The sequence below is a fragment of the Bradyrhizobium sp. WYCCWR15520 genome (genome assembly GCF_056174665.1).
In genome coordinates this window covers 217023-234518 of sequence record NZ_JBWBWM010000010.1, presented here as the reverse complement: position 1 = coordinate 234518, position 17496 = coordinate 217023, and the positions used below count along the sequence as shown (strand labels likewise).

At 61.4% G+C, this 17496-nt stretch carries 17 protein-coding genes; 8 read left to right on the top strand and 9 right to left on the bottom strand.

All coding sequences use genetic code 11. The features are described 5' to 3' along the window. Positions 1-181 (bottom strand): transposase (locus tag AC0QUY_RS13955; RefSeq protein ID WP_475387253.1); only part of this gene is annotated, 181 nt, incomplete at its 3' end. Between the two features lie 323 nt (positions 182-504). Between AC0QUY_RS13955 and AC0QUY_RS13950 the strand changes: the two genes are divergently transcribed. Both AC0QUY_RS13950 and AC0QUY_RS13945 read left to right on the top strand, forming a co-directional pair. Then, positions 505-2397, top strand: a complete 1893-nt coding sequence (locus AC0QUY_RS13950) for an acyltransferase family protein (RefSeq protein WP_475387252.1) — start codon at positions 505-507, stop codon at positions 2395-2397. 595 nt (positions 2398-2992) lie between these two features. Next, positions 2993-4501, top strand: a complete 1509-nt coding sequence (locus tag AC0QUY_RS13945) for an amidohydrolase family protein (RefSeq protein WP_475387251.1) — start codon at positions 2993-2995, stop codon at positions 4499-4501. A 45-nt stretch (positions 4502-4546) separates the two neighbouring features. Here AC0QUY_RS13945 and AC0QUY_RS13940 read toward each other — a convergent pair whose 3' ends face one another. Both AC0QUY_RS13940 and AC0QUY_RS13935 read right to left on the bottom strand, forming a co-directional pair. Then, complete coding sequence (locus AC0QUY_RS13940; RefSeq protein ID WP_475387250.1) at positions 4547-5320, bottom strand: hypothetical protein; 774 nt, start codon at positions 5318-5320, stop codon at positions 4547-4549. 16 nt (positions 5321-5336) lie between these two features. After that, entirely contained in the window at positions 5337-5537 is a 201-nt protein-coding gene (locus AC0QUY_RS13935) for a hypothetical protein (protein WP_082650253.1), read from the bottom strand. A 247-nt stretch (positions 5538-5784) separates the two neighbouring features. Here AC0QUY_RS13935 and AC0QUY_RS13930 point away from each other — a divergent pair, with 247 nt between their 5' ends. After that, positions 5785-6762, top strand: a complete 978-nt coding sequence (locus AC0QUY_RS13930; protein ID WP_475387249.1) for a DUF2336 domain-containing protein — start codon at positions 5785-5787, stop codon at positions 6760-6762. Positions 6763-6886: 124 nt separating this feature from the next. Here the strand turns inward: AC0QUY_RS13930 and AC0QUY_RS13925 are convergent, their stop codons facing one another. The 3 genes from AC0QUY_RS13925 to AC0QUY_RS13915 are packed head-to-tail and all read right to left on the bottom strand — an operon-like array spanning position 6887 to position 9809. After that, positions 6887-7231, bottom strand: coding sequence for a DUF1491 family protein (locus tag AC0QUY_RS13925; RefSeq protein WP_475387248.1), 345 nt, complete (start codon positions 7229-7231; stop codon positions 6887-6889). Positions 7232-7264: 33 nt separating this feature from the next. Continuing rightward, positions 7265-8005, bottom strand: a complete 741-nt coding sequence (locus AC0QUY_RS13920; RefSeq protein WP_475387247.1) for a peptidoglycan-binding domain-containing protein — start codon at positions 8003-8005, stop codon at positions 7265-7267. Next, positions 7998-9809, bottom strand: a complete 1812-nt coding sequence (locus AC0QUY_RS13915) for a sensor histidine kinase (RefSeq protein ID WP_475387246.1) — start codon at positions 9807-9809, stop codon at positions 7998-8000. Before AC0QUY_RS13915 ends, AC0QUY_RS13920 begins: the two co-directional genes overlap by 8 nt. 422 nt (positions 9810-10231) lie before the next feature. Here AC0QUY_RS13915 and AC0QUY_RS13910 point away from each other — a divergent pair, with 422 nt between their 5' ends. Together AC0QUY_RS13910 and AC0QUY_RS13905 are read left to right on the top strand one after the other, a co-directional pair. Then, complete coding sequence (locus tag AC0QUY_RS13910; RefSeq protein ID WP_475387245.1) at positions 10232-10660, top strand: DUF5330 domain-containing protein; 429 nt, start codon at positions 10232-10234, stop codon at positions 10658-10660. 81 nt (positions 10661-10741) lie between these two features. Continuing rightward, positions 10742-11170, top strand: a complete 429-nt coding sequence (locus AC0QUY_RS13905) for a SufE family protein (RefSeq protein ID WP_475387244.1) — start codon at positions 10742-10744, stop codon at positions 11168-11170. Positions 11171-11354: 184 nt separating this feature from the next. Here the strand turns inward: AC0QUY_RS13905 and AC0QUY_RS13900 are convergent, their stop codons facing one another. Both AC0QUY_RS13900 and AC0QUY_RS13895 read right to left on the bottom strand, forming a co-directional pair. Beyond that, positions 11355-11768, bottom strand: coding sequence for a Ros/MucR family transcriptional regulator (locus tag AC0QUY_RS13900; protein WP_161853048.1), 414 nt, complete (start codon positions 11766-11768; stop codon positions 11355-11357). Positions 11769-12057: 289 nt separating this feature from the next. Further along, positions 12058-12921 carry a DUF308 domain-containing protein gene (locus AC0QUY_RS13895; protein WP_475387243.1) on the bottom strand — a complete coding sequence of 288 codons (864 nt, stop codon included), beginning with the start codon at positions 12919-12921 and terminating at the stop codon, positions 12058-12060. Between the two features lie 346 nt (positions 12922-13267). Here AC0QUY_RS13895 and AC0QUY_RS13890 point away from each other — a divergent pair, with 346 nt between their 5' ends. Beyond that, positions 13268-14917 (top strand): glycosyltransferase family 39 protein, encoded by a 1650-nt coding sequence (locus AC0QUY_RS13890; RefSeq protein ID WP_475387242.1) that lies wholly within the window; start codon positions 13268-13270, stop codon positions 14915-14917. A gap of 23 nt (positions 14918-14940) precedes the next feature. Here AC0QUY_RS13890 and AC0QUY_RS13885 read toward each other — a convergent pair whose 3' ends face one another. After that, entirely contained in the window at positions 14941-15330 is a 390-nt protein-coding gene (locus AC0QUY_RS13885; RefSeq protein ID WP_475387241.1) for a hypothetical protein, read from the bottom strand. A gap of 159 nt (positions 15331-15489) precedes the next feature. Between AC0QUY_RS13885 and AC0QUY_RS13880 the strand changes: the two genes are divergently transcribed. Next, on the top strand, positions 15490-16269 hold the full coding sequence (locus AC0QUY_RS13880; protein WP_475387240.1) for a class II aldolase/adducin family protein: 780 nt from the start codon (positions 15490-15492) through the stop codon (positions 16267-16269). 95 nt (positions 16270-16364) lie between these two features. Further along, on the top strand, positions 16365-17348 hold the full coding sequence (locus AC0QUY_RS13875) for an NAD-dependent epimerase/dehydratase family protein (RefSeq protein ID WP_475387239.1): 984 nt from the start codon (positions 16365-16367) through the stop codon (positions 17346-17348). Positions 17349-17496: the final 148 nt, after the last annotated feature.

The following is a 17496-nucleotide window of genomic DNA, read 5'->3' as shown; positions in this document are numbered from 1 at the left end:
TCAGTTCGGGATCGATCGAAGGTCGTCCGATGTTGCTGTAGAACGGCGCCAGCTCCCGTCGCAGGTCCTCAAGCTCTACGAACCTATCGATCGACCGGAGTAGGTGGTCGGCCGGGATGTGCCTTTCGAGCGAGAACTCATAGAACAACGCAGCTTGTTCGATTTGCCGATGCCCCATCATGACCTTCAGTCCTGCCAATTAGACAGACTGAATCACTGATATCTCTGCGTCGCAACAGCCGCCTTTTTCAACACAATCGAGGCAAAAGCAGACATGCGCTGGTCACTCCGGAATTTCGCCTTTTGGACCCGAAGCGAACATCAACGCGAGCGGAAGTATGATGACAGCCTCGAATGTCTGCCATCGCTATCTGCGGCACGGATTACTGGGTTGGCTCTCCGTTTCTGCATCTACCAGTTCGACCCAAGCCACCATTTTAGCTTCTAGATGCGAGGTTCTAGTGGTAATGGCAGCACTCAATAAGCGAGTTGGGGAACACGATATTGCCAATCGCTCGGCTGGATCACCAAAGCAAGACGGGTGCCTATCGCCCCGATATCGATGGTCTGCGAGCTATCTCCATTCTGCTGGTGGTCGGTTATCACGCTCAGCCTTGGCTCGTCCCCGGCGGATTTATCGGCGTTGATATTTTTTTCGTTATTTCCGGCTTCCTGATCACTCGCATCATTCTTTCGCAGATCAAGGCCAATACCTTTTCGTTCATGGAATTTTACTCTCGCCGGATTCGGCGGATATTTCCGGCACTCATCGTCGTTTTGGCCGTGACCTACCTGATCGGTTGGTTTGTTCTATTGCCCGATGGCTTTTCCATGCTTGGGAAGAGCATTGCCGCCGGCGTTGCGTTTGTATCCAATCTGTTTCAACTCAGGCAGGTCGGTTATTTTGCGCCGGACGCGGCCGAAAATCCTCTCTTGCATCTTTGGTCGTTAGGTATTGAGGAACAGTTCTACATTTTCTGGCCACCAGCTCTTTTGTTCGTGTTCGGGTCGAAGCGGCGCGGAGTGTGGATGCCAGCCATCGCCGCCGCGTCGTTCGGCTTCAGCCTGATGATTTTTTTCGGCTACAAAGACTGGTCCTTTTACTCGCCAATACCGAGAGCCTGGGAGTTATTGGCCGGCGGCATTGTCGCCTACTACACCGACGCTCCGGAACGCGAAAAACGACGTTTTGCGAAACTTGAGAACGTGCTGGCAATGCTCGGCGTTGCAGCAATTATCTTCGCTGCGATAACGCTAAACAAGGAAAGTTCATTTCCGGGCCTTTATGCCCTGCTGCCGGTGCTTGGCGCGGTGCTGATTATCCTCTCGCCAAACTCCCCGGTGAACAGGACTTTTTTGTCGAATCGGCAGATGGTCCTGATCGGACTGATCAGCTATCCGCTATATCTCTGGCACTGGCCGCTATTGTCTTATCTCGGGATTGTGCGGAACGGAATGCCAACCGCCATCGAGATTTGGGTTGTCGTTCTCGGTGCGGTGCTCCTCTCGTGGCTGACATATCGTTTTGTAGAAATTCCGCTCCGCCAGCGGAAAAATACAGCGCCGAAATTAGCTTTCGGATTGGTCACGGTCGGCGTGGCAGGGATCGTGACTGTTATTGCTTCCGGCTTTGGATTTCGCTTTCCCTCGGAAATTCGCGATATCGCGCAGCTTGCGCCGCACAGTAATGCTGGGCTCAGTGACAAGTGCTTCCTGGACACACCGGGATCTGAATTTAACTCGAGCTGCATCGAAGAGGGCGATAGGCCCGTCATGCTTCTATGGGGAGATTCCACCGCGGCAGCCCTTTACCCGGGATTGAAGAATGCTCAGGCAACTGTTCCGTTTCGCCTCGCTCGCTTCACGGCCTCAGCTTGCGCGCCGATATTGGCGGCCGGAACCGATGCCAGGTGTGACGCGGCCAATGACATCGTGTTTGGCATTATAAGATCGTCACATCCCGAGATCGTGCTGCTGCACGCGTGGTGGGGTGGCGTCAAGGACCTCGAGAAGCTCCGGGAAACGATCGGGCAGCTAAAGGCTCTCAGCATTAAACGGATCGTCATTTTGGGGCCGGTACCGGTTTGGAAGCGCACGCTTCCTCATTCGCTGGTGAATTTCTACCGATTGCGGCACGCAATCGCCGAGAGGATAACGACCGGCATGTCCGGACCTCAGGACGATGAAAGAATGGAAGCATTCAGCAAGTCCGCCGGGGTGGAATACATCTCAGCATGGCACACCCTGTGTAACTCGGAAGGGTGTATGACGCGCGTCGGCCCTGCGCCAAGTGACGTGATAACTACCGATAGAGTTCATCTATCGGACGCCGGCTCAAACTTCCTGATCGAGCGGATAAGGAGAAGTCTCTTTCCGCAACCTGATTTCAATCAGTAATAAAATGCCTATGCACGTGAATGCCGAAGCGGCACTAGCACTGCTTAAGTCTACCCGTCCCGATATCAACTCGAAGATATGGTCGGCGATATTCCACAGGATGATCGGCGCGCCACCGAAGTCATCCGCCGCGTGCGCAGCCTCCTCAAGAAGGCGCCCCCTCACGTTGCCGCGCGTAAAGCGCATCAGCGGCTCTTAGAATTTTGGTCGCCACCCCAAAAAGACTTCTGCAACAATATCGGCCAAAGGGCGACGTCACGCCTTTGCTCGACGACCACGGCAGTACGTTGCCGCTCGCTCTGGCAAAACCCTGCCAGTCGCGGTGCGTTGGGACAGTGTGACTGTCGGATAACTTGCTTGCGCCAATGGAAGTTTGAGCATTGAATTCGCCTTCGATGCCGCCACTACCGCAAGTAGCTTTTCAAGTGCGTCCGTACTCTCGCAGCACGAAATGATGAAGAGACCCGCCGGCGCGTAGCTGAACGGGAGGGTACGGCTATTTCGTCCATCTAACTGATCGGCAGTGGCCAAACGCGCGGGCCTCATGCGCGCACCGACCAGCATCGTCGATGGCGCCCAAGGATGGAGAAGAACAATGAGCACCTGGCTTAGTGAGCGAGAGCAACGTCTTGTCGCAGGCGCGGAGGCAGCATCAGCGGCAACCCCTATTCCCACTCAGATTGTTTCCAACGGCGAGTATTTGCCGCCTCCGCAGAGCGCTGTGCAAAAGAAGGTCGAGGCACGGATCAACGAACTCGCCGACGTTAATGGCAAGCATCTCGGCTTGAGCCGCAGGCAGTTCCTGCACACGAGTTGCGGCATGGCGGCGGCATTCCTCGCCATGAACGACGTCTATGGCAATGTTTTCCAGGTCGCGCCCGCGGAGGCTCGAGAGCCTGAATTGATGCTGGCGCGCGCGCAAGGCCTCTCCAGCCAGTTCATCTTCGACGTTCAGACCCATTTCGTTCGCGACGACTTCGATCACAAGGAGCTCTTGGGGCTGGCCGACTTTGCAAGCCAGCACTGGAATCCGAAGATGAAGGAAGAAGGCGTCTCCTCGCTCGCCCGCTACAAGTTCCAGAATTATGTAAAAGAGATCTACTACGACAGCGACACCAACGTGGCGCTCTTGAGCGGAGCGCCGTTCGACGATCCGAGCTGGTGGCTTCTTTCCAACGAGCAGATCGTCAAGGCACGCGAACTCATCAACGACTTCGCCGGTTCGCGCCGCCTCTTGGCACACAGCGTCATCACTCCAAAGCAGCCCGGCTGGATGGAGGAGGTCGACAAGGCGATCGAGGTCTACAAGCCGGATTCCTGGAAGTCCTACACGATTGGCGATCCGCTGGCGCCCTCCAAGTTCCCCTGGCGCCTCGATGACGAGCAGGTGATGTATCCGTTCTACGAAAAAGCGGTGAAGGCCGGCATCAATACGCTGTGCATCCACAAGGGGCTGCTGCCGCCCGATTACGAGAAGTCGTTCGCCGGCGTGTGGGAATACGCAACCGCATGGGACATCGGAAAGGCGGCGAAGGACTGGCCTCAGATGAACTTCGTGATCTATCACTCGGCGCTGCGGGCGTTCCTCGAGCTGCCGGACAAGGCCTGGGCGGAGTTCGAGCAGACCGGCCGCATCCAGTGGGCCACGGATCTCGCGGAAATCCCGCAGAAGTTCGGCGTCACCAATGTCTATGCCGAGCTCGGCACCTCCTTTGCCAACTCGGCGGTGGCGCATCCCAAATTCTGCGCCGCGCTGGTCGGCACGTTGATCAAGGGCATGGGGGTCGATCACGTCATGTGGGGCACTGACTCGGTCTGGTACGGCTCACCGCAGTGGCAGATCGAGGCGCTGCGCCGCCTCGAAGTTCCGGAGGATATGCAGAAGAAATACGGCTTTGCACCGCTCGGCGACGCCAATAGCGCCACCAAGCAGTTGATCTTCTCCGGCAACGCAGTCAGGTTTTACAAGATCAAGCTCAAGGCGGCTGAAAACACGAGGATGCCAACCTTTTCCGAGGATCGCCTCGCGGCGCTCAAGAACGAGTACGCTCAAGCTGCGAAGCAGCCCTCGAACCTCCGCTACGGCTATGTTCGTGCCGCCTAGGTGCCAACAGCTGCAGCCGCGTAGGTTCGCTAATGAACCGCGGCCCTAGCCTTTTACGGTCACGGCACGTCCGATCACGGGCTGCGCGGCTACCGGCGGATTGGCGGTTTGCGCCGCGAGTTCGCCGATCAGGCGGTCGGCGTCGGCCGCGATGCCGTCGGGCGCGTGGATCACCAGCCGCTCCAGCGCCCAGCGGTATGAAGAGATGCGCCGCTCCAGGCATTGCTGGACCCATTGCACGATCAGCGTGTTCTCTTCCATGCGGGCGATCGCATCGGCCTGCTCGCGCGGCGACAGTTCCGACACCATGCTCAGGCTGGCGCTGCGCTTGCGGTCGAGTTCGATGACCCGCACGGCGGAGGCAAAGAACGGCTCGAACCGCGTGATGTCGTTGCGGACGTCCTCGATGATCTGCTGATAACGCGAGGTGTGCGAGCGGTGCGGCTCGTCGATCAAGGCCCGCCCGTAGGTGGTGCGGTCGAACACGACCTTCTGCCGCCATGGCGAGGGCAGCGGCTGGTAATCGCCGAACACGCTCTTCCATGCGGGCCGCGAATGCGGCGGCTCGATCAGGGGATAGGCTAGATCGCGAAGCTGGCGTTCGCTTTCGGTGAGCTGGAAGTGCGAGGGCTTGAGGCCGACGCTTGCCGTGGCCTCGGCGCCCAGCCAGCGGTGCATGTCGTCGTTGCGCATGTCGGCGCGGGTGCGGCCAAAATCGCCGCCGCTGCAGCCGCCGAGCGCAGCACTTGCCACGAGCAGCATGAGAGCCGGGAGTGACCGAAGCCCGGTGGTCCGGATCGGGAGGCACTTCTCCGGCATTTCAAACGTCCGTCGTTCAGGGGCGCCGACGGCGACGGCGACCGGGCGCAGTGCCCTCTTCCGGTCCGCGCCCATCGCCGGTCTCGCCGGCTTTACGCTCGATACGGACAACAGGAAGGATCAGCACGGTTCCCAGACCATCGCGTGGAGCGCCATCCATGGTTGAGCCCGGCCGTCGCGAAGCCGCATCCGCCGGAAATTCAATGATGGTGCCCATGTTCCGTTCTCTCTGGTTGCCGCGCGGACACGATTTGACCGGCGACATGCCATTATTCAGAACAGAACGTGGTTAACGGCATCTTAATTTGTGCAGGCGGTACAGTTACGGGCCACGGCGCTCCATCAGCGCACCGAAAGTTCAAATTTTATCGGATTTCTTCAGGGGCTGTTTTCCTTAACCAACTCTTAAAGTGCCCTGCGTAGGCTGCCGCGAAGGGAATTACCGAAGTCGCGTACAACCTCACATGACGGCAGCTCCATTGTTTCCGGGATTCGACGGGCTGATGACGCTCTCGCGCCGCGAGGGCGTCGATATCCGCCCGACCTTGCTGCGCGTGCTGACCGACCTCTATGTCCAGGCCAGCGCCCACTCTGCCGACGAGGAACGTCAGTTCGTGGAACTGACGTCCCGCCTGATCGACCAGGTCGACGACGCCACCCGCGCCGCGGTACGGGCGCGGCTTGCGATCTATCCGGCGACACCGGCCGAGATCATGGACAAGCTCGGCCTGCGGCGTTCGAAGTCCGACGAAGCCCTGCCGGTCGCGGCTGCAATTGCCGCGGCTCCAGCCGATGCGCCGACAGTGAAGCCACTGAGCGAAGCGCAGTTGCGGATGGCATCCAGTCTCGCAATGCGGCCCAATGATGCCGCAGAAATCACCGACATGTTCTTCACGGCCGGTCCAAGCGAGCGCGCGCAGATCCTGCACAATCTCTACGACACGCCGCTGAAGGCCGCGCCGCGAATTGCCGCGGCACGCGCCGCCCGCGCGCTCCATATCCTGGAGATGGCCGCCTTCGCCGAGGATGCCGAAAACTTCACACTCGAACTCGGCGACGCTCTAATCCTGCCATCGCGGATCGCTGCGCAGGTCGTCAACGACCCCGGCGGCGAGCCGCTGGCCTGTGCGGCACGCGCGCTTGACATGCCGAGCGCGGCCTTCCAGCGCGTGCTGCTGTTCCTCAATCCCGAGTTCGGCTCATCCGTGCACAACGTCTATCGCTTGTCACGACTTTACGACCGTTTGAGCGAGCGATCCGCGCTGGTCATGCTGGCCGCGTGGCGCGGCTCGACTATGGCAGTCAGCCGCGCCAAATATCGCGCCGCGCTGTACGATGACGAACGCCATCGCGCCCGCGTGGCGAATTCGCAAACGCGTCCCGCGGTTCAGCCCGGAACTGCGCCGGCGGTTCGCACCGGCACCGACGGCTCGAAGCGCTAGAGCATGATCCGGAAAAGTGGGTAGCGGTTTTCCCTCGCGACAAACGCGGAACGCGTTTGCGCGGAGATCATGCTCAAACAAAAAGCTAAAGCGGGATGACGATCCGAAGAAAAATCATCACGCTTTAGGCTTTCGCCAGATCCAGAAAATGCCGCCCTGCCCGGTCCTCGGTCTCGACGATCCACGCGTCGGGATCGAAGCGGAGTTCCTTGGCGAGGCGCTCCTCCACCGATTGCTCCGGCACCGGCTGCGGCGAAGCCGCAGCAAACAGCCGCTCGGCCGGCCGGCTCTCGTCATACACGGTCTGCGGCGCGGGCGCATACAGCATGGCGTTGCCGTCAAGCAGCGCCACCTTGATAAACACCGCCCCGGCCTCCTCCGCCCCGCGCTTGCGCACAGCGCCAAAGATTCCCTCATTCTGGCAGCGGCGCAGGTAAGCGGCCACCCAGATGCTTGATTTCAATCGCATGTTTCAGACGATAGGCCAGCGACCGGGCGGACGCTAGTCGATCGGGTGCCCGATCATGGCCGTGAGCTCCTTCACCAGCCGATCGGACATTTGCCCGGTCACCGGGAGCTTGCGATCACGCTCGAATTTGGAGATCGCGGCCTGGGTGTCCGCACCGACCGCCCCGGTCGGCTTCAACTGGCCGTAGCCATATTGCGTGAGCGCGCGCTGCACCGCCGCCACGCGGCGCGCGCCGGCACTTTGCGTAGTGGCCGGAATCGGCGCCGGCGGCCGCGCGACATTCGAAGGCGCCGCGGCGGGCGCGCCGGTCGACTTGACCACCAGATTGGCCCTGGGGTCAGCGTTCCTGGGGTCGGCGTTCCTGGAATCGGAACTCTTGGGATCAGAGCTCTTGGGATCAGAGCTTTTGGGCTCAGCGCTCCTCACCTCGACCGGCCGGATTTCCGGCGGATCGGAATCGACCGGCCTTCCGGTCAGTTCGACCGGACGTGGACGTGGCAACGGGCTGACGACGGCAGCTTGCGGCGCCGGTAGCGTCACGACCGAGCCGAACATCGGCGAGGGATGGCGGCCGGCCTGCAGGAACAACGCATTGGCAACGATGGCGCAGATCGCGGCAGCCGCGAGCAGGCCCGCAACCATGTCCTTCGGGCTGTGCAGGAAGATGCGCATCACGAGGCCACGCTCTTCCTCTGCTTCGATCGCGACCGCTTTGGCGCCACGGCGGCGGCGGCGCGGCATCTCGTCTTCGTCGTCGTCAATACGCCTAGGCACGCTTCTTCACCTGATGGGCTTCGTCCTGAGTTTCGGGTCGCTGCGCCGGTTTCAGCGTCGCGATGTTGTTTGAAGGCGCCAGCGACGGCGCAAAGTCAAGCGGCAAGGTAACGGTTACCGTGGTGCCCTCGCCGACGCTGCTCTGCACATTCATCTCGCCATCATGCAATGCGACCAGCCCCTTCACGATCGACAGGCCGAGGCCGGTACCTTCGTGCTTGCGCTGATAGGTCTTGCCGGCCTGAAAGAACGGATCGCCGATCCGCGTGAGGTCCTCGGCCGCGATACCGACCCCGGTGTCGGTGACACTCAGCATCAGCCGCGATCCCTCGACCGCGGCTGAAACCGTCACGCTGCCGCCGCGCTCGGTGAATTTGATGGCATTGGTGATGAGGTTCAGCGCGATCTGCTTGAACGCGCGAGGATCGCCGTTCATGACAGGCAAATCCTCCGCCGCGCGGGTGATCAGATCGACACCGTTGTCGCGTGCTTTCAGGGCCAGCAGATTGCAGCAGTGCAACAGCGCCGCGCGCGGCGCGAACGGCTCCGGCGAAATTTCGAAATTGCCGGTTTCCATCTTGGACATGTCGAGGATGCCGTTGACGACCGACAACAGATGCTGACCGGAATCGTTGATCAACTGCGCATACTCGCGTCGGCGCGCAGTATCGAGCATCATCGCCTCTTCATGCACGATCATCTCGGAGAAACCGATGATCGCGTTCAGCGGCGTGCGCAGTTCGTGGCTCATGGTGGCGAGGAAGCGCGTCTTGGAGGCATCCGCCTGCTCGGCGGCGGCACGCGCCGTTTCGAGAGCCTGCTCCTGGAGCTTGCGGTCGGTAATGTCGCGCATCACGGCGACAACCTCGGCCTCGGGCGAAGCCTGCTCGAGCGGCCGGCAGCGCATTTCGACCCAGATGAAATCGGCGGAACTGTTCTGGCCGCGCACCGCATCGCGGCGCAGGCGGAACTCGACGCTGCGCTGCTCGCTCCCCCCCGCGGCATCCGACAACGCCGTAAGATAGGCCGGCCGATCGGCGACATGGACGCGGTCGAACAGGCCATGGCCGGTGAGCCGGGTGCAGGGCGTGCCGAGCATGGCTTCGGCCGCCGGTGAAATGAACCCCACGGCGCCATTGCGGTTGTGACGCGAAATCACGTCGCTCATGTTTCGCGCCAGCAGGCGGTAACGGTCCTCTTCGAGATAGAGCAGCGACACGGACGTGCGCGCCAGCGATTCGGCGCTGACGGCGAGTCCCGCCGCGTAGAGCGTCGCCGATGCGACGCCCGCCCCCATCAGGACGCCGCGCAGCGCCGCGTTCGGCTCCGCCACCGGCAGCAGATGAAAATGTCCGAGCGCGATCAGCAAGGCGGCGCATGACAGCGCCAGCGCGGAAGCGAACGCGACCACGCGGCGCGAGGCCGATAGCGCAGCTTCGAGCGGAACGACAATCAGCCAGACCGCGGCGAAGGATTCGATGCCGCCGGTGGTCACGGCGACCATCATGACGAGACCTGCCAGCGCCAGCGCGGAAAGGATATGCGCGCCTTCGTAGCGGCCGGTGCGCGACAGGAACCAGGACAACAGAATGGGAGCGATCAGCCAGGCGAAGGCCGCAACCTCGAGCGCCGTGGGCGCCCCGCGCATCGCCAGATAGATCGGAAAAGCCGCAAGCGCTACCAGGCTGCCCAGCAGCCGCGGCGCCATGAACGCGCGATGACGCGCACGCGTCAGCGCATCATATCGTGCCGAGGGATGCAGCAACGCATCGAGACAATCGCGGATGATACTCAAAACAATCACGGCTCTCGCGCTTCGGCTTGCTCGTCAGACAGACGCGCCGGAACGCCCCCATTATCCTTGACGCCACCGTGTCAGAGCGAACTTAAGCGAACGCTAAGGCGATGCGGATTGGTGCCCGGCACCGCGTCTTGGCAGGGATTTCGCGCCTCGCGCGAGCTCCATTCGGCGCGGATGGTGAACGATAGGTTTCCAGCACTGAGGCTATATGGTTTCGAAATGGTGGACGCGCTGCTGACGGCTGCTTTCTCGCGTACTCATCACCATCAATCGAAAATTTACGCCGAATCGCATCTTTCAAATTTTCTGCGAGTTTTCGCCGAATTTACTTCAATGCAAACACTTAGGATTTATCCACGACTGTTAGTCAGAAACGAAGCTGCGGGTTAACCGCAGCACAACCAAAAGACGACCGGGATCGCGAGATGTTTTTTATGCTTCGCATGGCGTTCTGGCTCGGGCTCGTGCTCGTGCTGCTGCCCAGGGAAAAGACGCCTGAATCGGACAAGGTGCCGCAGATCAGCGCGTCCGAAGCTGTATCGGCTGCGACCGCAGCCGCCTCCGACATGGGCCAGTTCTGCAAGCGCCAGCCGGCGGCCTGCGAGGTCGGCGGCCAGGCCGCGACGGCTATCGGCCAGCGCGCCCAGGATGGCGCCCGCCAGTTGTACAAGATCATCACCGACGACAAGAAGCCCGAGCAACCCAGGGTCCCCGACAAGAAGCCCGACCATACCAGTTCGGTCGGCACCGACGCCGAGGCCGTTGTCGCGAACACGTCGCCCCCTGACGCGCTGACGGACGGCGATATGGCGATCGAATGGCGGATGCCGCGGACGCCGTTGGCCGCAAAATAGGCCACGGAACCGGTTCCATTTCCGTCGCTTTCGTCCAGTCCGCGTCCTATATAAGACTTTAAGGAAACGGACGCGGCCAAGATGACGATCGACGAAATCAGGGACAATTTCGAGCTGCTGGACGAGTGGGACGACCGCTACCGGTACGTCATCGAACTCGGCCGTACGCTCGATCCGATGCCGGAAGCCGAGCATTCCGCCGAGAACAAGGTCAATGGCTGTGTCAGCCAGGTCTGGCTTTCCAGGCAGCTAGACCGCAGCGGCAGCGGCGAACCGCGGCTGAAATATCTGGGTGACAGCGACGCTCACATTGTGCGCGGCCTGATCGCGATCCTACTCACGCTGTATTCCGGCCGCACGCCACAGCAGATCCTTTCTACCGATGCGCTTACAGTGTTCAACGAGTTTGGATTCCGGGAGCACTTGACGCCGCAGCGCTCCAACGGCCTGCGCTCCATGGTCGAGCGCATCCGCTCCGACGCGCGCGAGGCACTGGCTGCAGCCTCGTAGACACCGTCATTGCGAGGAGCTCGCGACAAAATTGCAAAGCAATTTTGCGCTGAAGCGACGAAGCAATCCATGTCCCGAGCGGCGAGGTGATTGCTTCGCGGAGCCTGTCATCGCTGCGCGAGCGCAATTGCGCTCGTCGCGGGGCGCGCATTCGCGCGACCCGTTGGCTCGCAATGACGTGGGTCTATTTCCGCTTCCGCGCCTGCTGACCGAGGCCCATCTTCTTGGCGAGCTGCGAGCGCGCCACCGCATAGTTCGGCGCCACCATCGGGTAATCCGGCGGCAGGCCCCATTTGTCGCGGTACTGTTCCGGCGTCATGTTGTACTGCGTGCGCAGATGGCGCTTGAGCGACTTGAAGCGCTTGCCGTCCTCCAGACACACCAGATATTCCGGGGTTATCGACTTCTTCGTCGACACTGCCGGTTTGGCCGGCTCGAGTGGCGTCTCAGGGCGACCGCTCGAAACCCGCATCAGGGCGGCGTGGACCTGGCTGATCAGGTTCGGGATTTCAGAGGCCTGGGTCGGATTGTTGCTGAGATACGCCGAAACGATATTGGCGGTCAGTTCGACGGGCGTTTTGCCGGAGGGATCAGTCATGGCTCAACCTTCTGGGTCACGAACGCATCTGTCGGCCACACGATTCGGACAGTATCCGACCGCGCCTATACATCAGCGAAATCTCGTACAACTTGGCGTATATGACCGAAATGCCGGGAAACTGACAAGAACGGCGGCGCTTTATTTTCGATAGCCGGCTTCGCAGCAAGTATTGCCGCCGGTACTAAACGTTTTCCAGCGAAGTGGGCACCGGTTCGCGTCAAGAAAACGCGTCAAATCAAAAATCTAGAGCCTCTTCCGTTCCGATTTCATCGGAACGGAAAAGGCTCTAGGGCCGCTGATCGAGATGCGCGCGCAGTTCGTCGATCGAGGCGAAGCGCATCATCCCCTCCGGCATCTGGGCCTCGATCGAACCATCGGAATAGAGCGAATAGGCCATACCATCGACAATGCCGGACTTCAGCACGGTCACCGCCAGCTGATCCTCCGTGCGCACCGGTCCAGCATTGGTTTCCGCGAGCGTTGGAGACATGCGGCCACTGCGCCGCGGCAGCGGGGCTTCAGAAGCCTTTGCGCGCTCCGCTCTCGGCCAGGCATCTTCGAACGGCCCCCGTGGCGGTTCGGCCGGTTCGACCTGCGGCACGGCGGGGGGATTGGAGCGAAGGTCCGATGACAACAGATCCGGCGGCAGCGCTTCGCCGCCCCGCGCCTGCACCCGCTCGCGTTCCTTTCGTGATGTCGAGGAAAACAGCAGATTGCGCTTCGGTTTCGGAGCCGGCGGCGGTTCGGGGTGCATCGGCTCCGGGATCGGGTGATCACGCAAGACATTCTCGTTCTGCCACGGCGGTGGTGCCGTTGGCGAAAATGGTCCGCGGTCTCCCGACTGTTCGGCAGCCGGAAAACCGGGGGGGATCGGGGCAGGATCCCGCGCCGCGGCGACAGGAAGCACCGGCCCCACCGCGGCCTCGCCGCGCGCTTCGGGCAGGCTGGCGCCGAGCCGCCGCGCGATGTTTTTCAACTCCCGGACCGCCACCCACAGGGCAAACATGATCGCGCCGGTACAGACGCCGGTCACGCCGGCGATAATCAGCGTATTGCCGGTGCTGAATTCCTTGATCGGTATCCCGAAGCCGATCGCCAACAGGCCTGCCAAAGCGAGGCCGATTGCGGCGACCAACACGACAAACATCATTGAACTAACCCCTCAGCCGCGCCCGAAACGCTCGCCAGCCGCCCCACGCCACGATACCGTCATCTTGTGCGCACCGCCAACCGCCAATTGCGTCCCCGGTTCCATAACGGCGCCAGCCATTTGCCGGATTCCGATTTCGGGCAAATGCTTGCCATTCAGGTACCGTTCACCCCGCCGGCCGTAGTTTTACCGTCTACTAATTACTGCCCTTTTGTTGCATTGCATCAGGGCTTTAAGCCACAATTCCCAATTACTTGGAAATGGAACTAGGCTATATGGGTACCCGGGGAATGAGGCTCAACAATATCCTAGGTGGGCCATAGGGGACGCTGGGTTACCAATCGCCATGTCATCCATCACGACTTCTGCCCTCGATACGCCCGCGCGGCGCTCGGTGGAGCGGACCTGTGACGACCTTGCCATCTTCGTGCTGGCCGTGGTCGCCCTGGTCGCGGGCCTGACCTTCCGGGACTACGGGCTGGGCTGGGACGACTACACGCACGCCGAATATGCCGACCTGCTGTTGCGGATGTACGGTTCCGGCTTCAAGGACACTGGGGCACTGTCGTTCGCCAATCTCTACATGTATGGCGGCGGCTTCGACATGGCGGCGGCGCTGCTGCACAAGGTCATCCCGCTCGAATTGTTTGAAACGCGCCGCCTGCTCGGCGCCATCGTCGGCCTGATCGGCCTTGGCGTGACATGGCGGCTGGCGCGGCGGGTCGGCGGTCCGCTTGCGGGGCTCGCGACGCTGCTGCTGCTTGCGCTATGCCCGACCTTCTACGGCCACATGTTCATGAACCCGAAGGACGCGCCGTTTGCCGTCTCGATGGTGATCCTGATCCTGGGCCTGGTGCGCCTTGCCGAGGAGTATCCCGCCCCCTCGCCGCGAACCATTTTGATCGTCGGCATTGGCGCCGGACTTTCCATCGGCTGCCGGATTCTCGGCGGGATGGCGATGGTCTATGCGATGGTGGGCTTCGTCCCGCTGCTGATCGAGGAAGTTCGTAGCCAGGGCGCCCGCGAAACCACCCGCCGCTTCATCCACGTCGTCTACGTACTGCTGCCTGGCTTCGTGCTCGGATACCTGATCATGGGCCTGGTGTGGCCGTGGTCGATCATGGAGGCGGACCATCCCTTCAAGGCGTTGACCTATTTCTCGCACTTCTTCGAGAAACCCTGGAAGGAAATGTTCGACGGCGCGCTGGTGTCGGTGCCGGACATGCCGTGGTCCTACCTGCCGACTCTGTTCGCGCTGCAGCTTCCCGAGGTAATGCTCGCCCTTCTGTTCGCCGGCATCGTCGGGACCTTCATGTCGCTGTCGCGTGTGGACGTGACGGCTCGCCGCAAGACCATATTCCTGATGCTGACTCTGGCGGCGACCTTGCCGCTGGTGATCGCGATGGTGAAGCGGCCGGCGCTCTACAACGGCATCCGGCATTTCGTTTTCGTCATTCCGCCAATGGCGGTGCTCGCCGGCGTATCGTTCGCCTGGGGCATGAACTGGCTCAAGGACAACCACCGCCGCTGGCAACCTGCCGCGCTGGCGGTGTTCACGTTCGGCCTGCTGTTGCCGCTCAGCGAAATGATCCGCCTGCACCCCTACGAATACACCCACTTCAACCACATCGCCGGCACGGTGCGAGCCGCCGACAATTACTTCATGCTGGACTATTGGGGTCTGGCGCTGAAGCAGGCGTCCGACGGTCTGCGCGACGAACTGGTAGAGCGCCAGGAAGTGGCTCCGGCCGGGCGCAAATGGAAGGTCGCGGTGTGTGGCCCGCAGCGGCCGGCGCAGGTCGCGCTCGGCCCCGACTTCACGATCGGCTGGGACAGCCAGTCTGCCGACTTCGCGATGACGCTGGGCGAGTTCTACTGCAAGGGCCTTACCGCGCCGGTCATGGTGGAAATCAAGCGTGATGATGTCGTGTTCGCCCGCGTCTACGATATCCGCGGCCGCGCCATCTCGACGTTGCTGGCGATTCCAGCGCCGTAGAACGAGGTTCCAGGCTCCATGGGCTAGGCTGTGCTGCGCTTGCTTCTGCGGTACGCAAGCAACATTCCCAGTACCCGGTACGCAAGTATGGCCAGAAGCGCAGCTAGCACCGCTTGGGACATTTGGACATTGATGAAATTGCAATCAGGCCAATAGATCGGTCGAACGGTCCTGTGGGGATGAAAGATCAAGAGCGCCGCGGTGACGATCGAGATGAATGGCCAGCGTCTTTGATAGATCTCAAAGCAGATGATTATTCCGCCAAGCAGGATTGATATGGCCCAGTAAAGGGCTGACGTTGCAAGCGCCGCCTTGGTGGACGCCTCCACGCTGACAAACGAACACGCAAATCCGGAGGAAGGAAGAATTGCGGCTGCCAACGGCAGCAGCAACAATCTCAATCTGACCGGCACCCGATCGATCCCTTCCTGTCCACGTCACCTCCCTACCAGATTTTTCCAATGTGCAGGATAACGGCAAGTTGTCGCGCCGAAAGTTCATCAGCGACTTGTCGCGAGATTAGGGGGGCGTTAGGCTTTGCGGCAAGTCAATCAGCATCGAGAGCAACGATCATGTCGCCGGCCAAAGCCCGCCTGAAGCAAGTTCCATCCGGCATGACGGAAGCCGAGTGGAACCAGCGGATCAACCTCGCCGCCTGCTATCGCCTCGTCGCCCTCTATGGCTGGGACGATCTGGTCGACACCCACATCTCGGCGCGCGTGCCCGGCCCCGACCATCACTTCCTGATCAACCCTTACGGGCTGATGTTCGAGGAAATCACGGCGTCGAGCCTGGTGAAGGTCGATCTCCACGGCAACCAGCTCAGCGAAAGCGAGTACAGCATCAATCCGGCGGGCTTCACCATCCATTCGGCCATTCATGAGGTGCGCGAGGATGCCGGCTGCGTGCTTCATCTCCACACGCCCGACGGAACGGCGGTCGCAAGCTGCCTGGAGGGTCTGCTGCCGATGAATCAGACCGCGCAATTCGTCACCCACGACCTCGCCTATCACGATTACGAAGGCGTGGCGCTGGACCATGATGAGCGCCCGCGCTTGCAGAAGGACCTCGGCAACAGGAACCACATGCTGCTACGCAATCACGGGACGCTCACCGTCGGCCGTTCGGTCGCCTCCGCCTTCGAGCGCATGTATCATCTGGAACGGGCCTGCACGATGCAAGTGCGCACCCGCATGCTGGGTCCGACCGCCTACCCGATCGAACAGGACGTGATCGACAAGAACGAACAACTGTTCCGCAATGCCGATTTCGCGGAGCGGCGCTCGACCCAATTGGTGTGGCCGCCGCTGTTGCGAAAACTCGATCGGATCGATCCGAGCTACAAGACCTGAGCCGGACTCTAGATTCTTCCTTTGACGCGTTTCCTTGACGCGAACGGCGTCCATTTCGCTCGAAAACGCTATAGCGCGCGAAAGGTTGTAGCGGCGTGACGGTGCTGGTGACCGGCAGTTCCGGCCATTTGGGCGAGGCGCTGATGCGTACGCTGCAGGCGCAGCGGCGCGACTCCATCGGTATAGACATTCTGCCCGGCGTGTTCACGCATCACGTGGGCTCGATCGCAGACCGGGCGTTCGTGCGCCGTTGCATGCAGGGCGCCACGACCGTGCTGCACGCCGCGACGCTGCACAAGCCGCATGTGGCGACCCACAGCCGGCAGGACTTCGTCGACGTCAACATCACGGGCACGCTCAACCTGCTCGAAGAGGCCGCGGCAGCCGGTGTCTCGGCGTTCGTCTATACCAGCACTACAAGTGTCTTCGGCGACGCGCTGGTGCCGCCGCCGGGCGAGCCGGCGGCCTGGATCACCGAAGATGTCACGGCGGTGCCGAAAAATATCTATGGCGTCACCAAGGTGGCCGCGGAGGATCTGTGCCAGCTTTTCGCGCGCAATCATTCGCTTCGTGCGATCGTGCTGCGCACCTCGCGCTTCTTCCCCGAAGAGGACGACAATCGCGCGATACGCGAGGCCTTTAGCGACGCCAACGCCAAAACCAACGAGTTCCTCTATCGCCGCGTCGACATCGAGGACGTCGTCAGCGCGCATCTCTTGGCGGCGCAGCACGCGCCAGCGGCCGGCTTCGCGAAGTATATCATCAGCGCCACCACGCCGTTCTCGCGTCATGACACCGCCGAACTGCGCAACAACGCGCCGGCTGTGGTTCGCCGCTGCGTGCCGGAGTATGAGGCCGAATATGTACGGCGTGGCTGGACGATGATCCCAGGCATCGATCGCGTCTATGTCAACGACCGCGCACGCGCCGAACTCGGCTGGCAACCGCGCCATGATTTCCGCGCGCTGATTGCGCGGCTGCGGACCGACGATGACATCCGCAGTCCACTCGCGCGCGAGATAGGCAGCAAGGGTTATCACGATCGCGTTTTTGACGAGGGGCCCTACCCCGTGGAGTGAGGGTCCAGCGGGCCATATCCGTTGGACGGGCCGCATCGATGCGCTAAACTATCAGTCACACACCCTCTACACGTCTGGAATCAAAACGCCGCCCAATCCCGGGCGGCGTTTTTATTTGGTGGCTGTCGTAGGAACCGTAGGGTGGGCA